Annotated in this window: 1 protein-coding gene; it reads left to right on the top strand. The window is 40.3% G+C overall.

Features of this window, described 5'->3' with window-relative positions; translation table 11 throughout:
* Window positions 1-2,687: beta strand repeat-containing protein (locus tag AAEY68_RS20550; RefSeq protein WP_350586780.1), on the top strand; the 2,687-nt coding region annotated here is incomplete at both ends.

The raw sequence follows: 2,687 nt of genomic DNA, 5'->3' as shown, positions 1-2,687 counted from the left end.
AGGCAACCCGGTAACAGCGCAAGATACTGTTGAGCTTGATAACACGGCAGCCATCACTACCAGCATTGATAAAACAGTCGACTCAGTTATTAACGGTAACGGCGAAAGTGCAGAGATTGTTGTACGCGGTGCGGTTACTGATGTTGAAGATGGTCAAACGGTTAATGTCACTATCAGCGATGGCGTTAACCCAGCAATCACTACAACAGCAACCGTAATTAATGGTGAATATGTAACCGATCCAATTGATGCAAGTGCATTAAACGATGGCACAATTACAGCGACCTCATCGGTTACTGATATTGCTGGCAACCCAGTTTCATCTCAAGATACAGCTCAAATAGATAACTTGGCTGAAATAGATATTACGTTGGTTGATACCGACCAAGTAATTAATCAAACAGAGCAAAACAGTGTTGTTTTAAAAGGTAATACAGTTGATGTAGAACCAGGTCAGCAAGTAACGTTAACACTAACCGATACAAATGATGAATCTAAAGTAATTAAAGTTGATGTTGCACAAAACGGAACTTGGGAAGTTACCACCGCTCAAATTACTGATTTAGCTGAAGGTCAAATTAGCGCTGTTGTAACAGTGATTGACTCAGCCGGAAACCCTGCAAGTTCAGAGCTCACATTTGTTAAAGATACCCTAAGCAGTGTTACATTAAATATTGCTCAAACTGACGACGGTGTTATTAACGGCAGTAACGAAAACTCGCAAATAACCATCACCGGCGCAGCTGAAAATATAGAAAATGGTCAATCAATTACAGTAACCGTATCTGATGGTGAAAACCCAGATATTGAATTAATAGGCACTGTTACTAACGGTCAATACAGTTTTGAAAATGTAGATATATCGGGCTTAAATAACGGCACAATTACAGCTACGGCCACTGTTTTAGACTTAGCAGGTAATACAGCCACAGCAAACGACACTGTTATTTTAGATCAGTTAGCCAGTGTAACCGTAGATATAAACGACACTGATGATAATGTAATTAATGGCAACTCAGAAAATACAGTTGTTAGCATTACTGGTAATGTAACTAATATTGAAAATGGTCAAACAGTCTCAGTAGTTGTGAGCGATGGCGCAAATAGTAAAACATTTATCGCAACGGTTATTAATGGCGCTTATACAATTACAGATGCCGATGTTTCAGCTTTAAATGATGGCACATTAACAGCGACTGCTACCGTAACCGATATAGCAGGTAATACCGCTACAAGTAACGACACTGCCGAGCACGATAAACTAGCAAGTACCACAATTGAAGTAGCTGAAAACGATGATGTAGTGAATGCAGCTGAGCAAAGCAATGTAATTATAAGCGGAACAGTTACCGACATTGAGGCTACACGCGAAGTAACTGTTACATTTACCGACGGCACCAATTCAGTTACTGCAACTGTTGATGTAGACAGCAGCGGCAACTGGCAAATAAACCCAAGTGATATAAGTACACTTACCGATGGCGAAATTGCAGTAAGCGTAAGCGTATTTGATAACGCAGGCAACGAAGCTGTAAATAGCACAAAATTTAATAAAGATACCCAAGCAACCACCTCGCTAGAACTTGCCGATAACGTAATTAATGCAGCCGAAGATGAAGCTGTAGCGCTTAGCGGAAAAGTAGATGACGTAGAGTCAATTAATAACGTAACCGTTACCTTTACAGATAAAAACGGAAAAATAGAAGTAATAGAAAATATTACTCTTGATGCCGAAGGTAATTGGTCTGTAACTGCAGCAGATATTAGTGGATTAGCGGATGGTGAAGTAACTGCAAGTGTTAGCGTATTTGATAACGCAGGTAATGAAGCGGTTAATAGCGCAGCATTTATAAAAGATACCCAAGCAACTACCACCATAGAGCTTGCAGATACGCTTATTAATGCAGCCGAAGATGAAGCCGTAGCACTTAGCGGAAAAGTAGATGACGTAGAGTCAACCAACAATATAACGGTTACCTTTACCGATCAAAACGGTAAAACAGAGACAATTAAAAACATTGTTTTAGACAGTGATGGTAATTGGTCTGTAACCGCTGCAAATATTAGCGAATTAGCCGATGGCGACATTACAGCAAGTGTAAGCGTGTTTGATAACGCAGGTAACGAAGCAGTAAATAGCACAACATTAGTTAAAGATACCCAAGCCACAATAGACGTAAATGTAGGTGATGACGCTTTTATTAATGCACAAGAGCAAGCAACAGCAAAAGTTGGCGGCACAATTAGTGATGTAGAGTCAGGACAAGAAGTTGATATTGTACTAAAAGACAATAATGGCGATGAGCTATTTACAGCTACAACTACCGTAGATGCGCAAGGTAACTGGGAGCTTAATAGCTCTATTTTACGGGTTTTATCAGATGGCGATTACACGGTAGATGTAAGCACACAAGATATAGCGGGTAATCCAGCAACAAGCACCCTCAACTTCACTAAAGACACACAAGCCAGTACAACGCTAGTGCTTGAAGACTCAGTAATAAATGCAGCAGAAGACGACGCGGTAAGCGTAAGTGGTAAAGTTGATGACGTAGAATCAACAAACAGCATTACCGTAACCTTTACAGATAAAGACGGTAAAAAAGTAACCGTTGATAATGTAACCATAAATGCCGATGGCACATGGGAAGTAAGTGACGAAGATATAAGCTCACTTGCAGATGGAG

The organism is Pseudoalteromonas sp. RB2-MNA-CIBAN-0110, from assembly GCF_040309305.1.
In the GTDB taxonomy this organism is placed as follows: domain Bacteria; phylum Pseudomonadota; class Gammaproteobacteria; order Enterobacterales; family Alteromonadaceae; genus Pseudoalteromonas; species Pseudoalteromonas arctica.
Note: the sequence above shows the minus strand (reverse complement) of the source record. Positions and strands in the feature narration are given on the sequence as shown.